Here is a 3,562-nt window from a genome sequence, read left to right on the forward strand (position 1 = left end):
TTTTCCGTCCACGGGCCTCGCGGTGGGGCCGCGCTGCGCCGACCGGCATACCCCTCACCGCGCCCTTTGCTCTGCTTCAGCCCAGGCAACACTCGGTCGCCTGAAGTGTTGCCGTGGGTGAAGCAGAGCAAAGGGCGCGGGTGGAGCCGCCGCCGGCCGGCGCCGGCCCTTCCGCTCTGCTTCTCCGGCCTCGGCTCCGCTCCCGGATCAGGGCACGATCACCGCGCGACCGTGGATCTCCCCCCGGCGCAGTTTGGCGTACGCCTCCGGCGCCTGCTCCAGCGGGAAGGTCTGCACGTCGGCGCGGAGCACACCGGCCTGGGCGAGTGCGATGACCTCCTGCAACTCGGCCCGGGTACCCCAGAACGGCATCCGCGTGTCGGCCTCGAAGGGCACCGGCGGGATGTCCTCGGCGGTCGGCCGGATCGGCAGGGTACCGCCGGCCAGGCCGACCAGCCTCAGGTGGCCACCGGTGGCGACCACGCTGCGGGCGGTGGTCAGGGTGGCGTCCGCGCCCACGCAGTCCAGCACCACGTCGGCACCGTCCGGCGGCGGGCCGAGGATGGTGCGGATCTGCTCGACGGCGTCCGGACCGGCCTGCACCACGTGGTGCGCACCGAGCCGGGCGGCCAGGGCCAGTGCCTCCGGGCTGGTGTCCACGGCGATGACGTGGACCGCCGTCGTGGCGACCAGGATCTGCACCGCCATGTGCCCCAGTCCGCCGATGCCGATGACCACGCAGTGGGTACCGAGGCGCAACGCCGGGCGACTCAGCTCGATCGCGTGGTACGGGGTGAGGCCGGCGTCGGTCAGCGGCGCGGCCTGGACCAGTTCGAGGGTGCCGATCGGCAGCAGCCGCGAGGCGGGCACGGCCACGTACTCGGCCAGCCCACCGTCCCGACTCAGTCCGATCCCACCGACCGGGGTGGTCCGGCACTGGTTCTCCAGCCCGCGCAGGCAGGCCCGGCACCGACCACAGCCGATGATCCCGTACACCGCCGCCTGGTCGCCGGGTGCCCAGCCGGTCACCCCAGGACCAACCTCGGCGACGGTGCCGGCGATCTCGTGTCCGAGGGTCATCGGGGTGGGGAACACCCCGGCCGGGGCGTCCAGGATGTGCAGGTCGGAGTGGCAGGCGCCGACCGCGCCCATCGCGAGCAGCACCTCGCCCGGTCCGGGGGTGGGGGTGGGCACGTCGACCTGCTCCAGGGTGCCGGGAGCGGTCAGCTGGATGGCGCGCATCGGCTCTCCCAACCGGCCGGCGCCCCGCGCGCCGGCACGTCGTGTCAGCGGCAGCCACCGCTGCGGCTGCTCTCCGGCCGCCGGATACCCGTACCCCCGGGGTTGATGCCTGCGTGCCCAGGGCGCTGTGCGCGCCGGGCGGGCCCGGGGTCGGTGCGTCCTTTGCTCCGCTTCAGCGGAGGAAGCGATCACGCAGGTGGAAACACTGGTCACGAAGTGCGACGGGGGAGGGATTCAGTGTGCCCCGTCGCCGACCGGGCCGGCCGGGAAGGACGCATCCTGCCCGACCGGCCCGCCGTACGCGCGGTTCAGAAGACCGGTACGCCCTCGCGGACCAGCCGCCAGTTGGGCCGGTAGAAGTCGGCCGGGTCGATCACGCCCCGGGCCTGCGCCCAGTCGATGAGCAGCTGACGGATCTCCTGCTGCTGGTTGTAGACCTGGGTCTTCACGATGCCGGGGAAGTTCCCGCCGCCACTGCGCCGGTAGTTGTTCACCGCGATCACGAACTGCTCACCGTCGATGACGGGAGTGTCGGTCCCCGGGTGGGTCAGCTTCGTGATCCGCTGCCCGACCGGCCGGCTGATGTCGATCTCGTAGTCCAGCCCTGAGATCGTGTCGTAGTTGTAGTCCGGCACCGCCGGGTCGTTGACCGTGTCGGGGTCGACCGTCGCGCCCGGACCGAAGGTGCGGAAGTACTTGGCCGAGTACTCCAGGTACGCCCGGACCTCTGCACCCGAGAGGACCACCGCCTCCAGGGTGTTGTCGAAGACGTACAACCCGGCCACGTCCCGGATCTTCACGTCCCCGGCCGGGAAGACCGCCGTCCGGCTGAACGGCGCGGCGATCGACAGCACCGGCAGACCGGCGTACGCCGTACCGGCCAGGGCGGCGGTGACCGTCTCGGTCTGGACGTGGTTGATGAAGTCCAGGATCGGCGTGTCCTTGTACCGGGACTCGGCTGCGGACAGCTCGACCGTGGACCGGGCCACCACCTGGTTGACGTACCCGACGGTCTTCTCGTGCTGGGCGCGGACGGCGGCGAGCACCTTGGGGTCCTCGACCACGGTGTTCGTGTTCAGCATGGTGGCCCGCTTGCCGGTGATCCGCCACCGGCCGCCCTCGCGGGCCAGGGTGAAGTCCATCCGGGTCAGCCGCTGCCCCCACTTGGAGGGCTCCGAGAGCAGGACCTGCTCACCGGTCTGCGTGTTGGTCACGAACTTCTCCACCACCTCGCGGTGGGCGTGACCGAACAGGATCGCGTCGATCCCCGGTACCTGCTCGGCGATCAGTGCCGTCGGGTTCTCGTTCGGCAGTTCCGGGCCGTAGCTGGAGGTGCCGCTGTCCCCGCCGTGCGCCGAGATCAGCACGATGTCCGCGCCCCGGTCCCGCATGACCGGCACCCACTTCGCGGCGGTCGCGATCATGTCGTCGAACCGCAGCCGGCCCTCCACGTTGGCCTTGTCCCAGATCGCCGAACCGGGGTTGGTCAGACCGAGGATGCCGACCCGCAGGGTCGGCGCGGCGAAGCCGAGGGAGACCTTCTTGATGACGTACGGCAGGAAGGCCGGCTTGCCGGTGGCCTCGTTGATCGCGTTGGCGGCCAGCGCGGGGAAGCCGAGCTGCCGGATCCACAGGTCCAGCAGGGGCAGCCCGTAGTTGAACTCGTGGTTGCCCAGCGTCACCGCGTCGTAGTCGATGACGTTCATCGCCCGGGCCATCGGGTGCTGCTCACCGGTCGAGGTGATCGGCTCCTGCTTCGCGTAGTACGTCGCCAGCGGGGTGCCCTGGATGGTGTCCCCGGCGTCGAGGACCAGGGTGGCCCGGCCCCGACGCTCGGCGCGTACCTGGTTGACCAGGGTGGCCAGCTTGGCGACGCCGATGTCGTTGTGGGCGCTGTCGTCGTACTCGGCGTCGCGGTAGTAGTCCCAGTTGTAGACGTTGCCGTGGGTGTCCGAGGTGCCCAGGACGGTCAGGTCCCAGGTCCGCCGCGAGGCCTGCTGCGCCTGCGCGGGGCCGGCGGCGACCAGCGGGGCCGTCGCAGCCGCCGCGGCTACGGCGAGGACCTGCCGTCGTGACGGGCCGGAGGGAGAGGTCATGACGTGCCTTCCGTTACGGGTGGGACGCCTCGTGGGCGCCGTGCGCACCATAACCAGGCTGACCCGGTGACGCGAGGGGAGGGAGGTGCGGATGTGACTGCCGGGTAGTCGACGGCCTGTCGGATCGGCGGTACCGCTCGTGTCGTCCGCGTCGGATGTCCGGTTTCGTGGGGTCCGCCGGGCAGGACAGCGCCGGGGACGGTCCGTGGTCGGGGAATGGTGGC

Annotated in this window: 2 protein-coding genes; both read right to left on the reverse strand. The window is 71.3% G+C overall.

What is annotated here, in order from left to right; all coding sequences use genetic code 11:
- Positions 1 to 207: 207 nt before the first annotated feature.
- A complete protein-coding gene (locus GSF22_RS31965) occupies positions 208 to 1,242 on the reverse strand; it encodes an NAD(P)-dependent alcohol dehydrogenase (RefSeq protein ID WP_208817636.1) in 1,035 nt (344 codons plus the stop codon).
- Positions 1,243 to 1,550: 308 nt separating this feature from the next.
- Positions 1,551 to 3,338 carry a bifunctional metallophosphatase/5'-nucleotidase gene (locus tag GSF22_RS31970; RefSeq protein WP_208817637.1) on the reverse strand — a complete coding sequence of 596 codons (1,788 nt, stop codon included), beginning with the start codon at positions 3,336 to 3,338 and terminating at the stop codon, positions 1,551 to 1,553.
- Between the last annotated feature and the right edge of the window lie 224 nt (positions 3,339 to 3,562).

The sequence above is a fragment of the Micromonospora echinofusca genome, assembly GCF_017614955.1.
Taxonomy (GTDB): Bacteria; Actinomycetota; Actinomycetes; order Mycobacteriales; family Micromonosporaceae; genus Micromonospora; species Micromonospora echinofusca_A.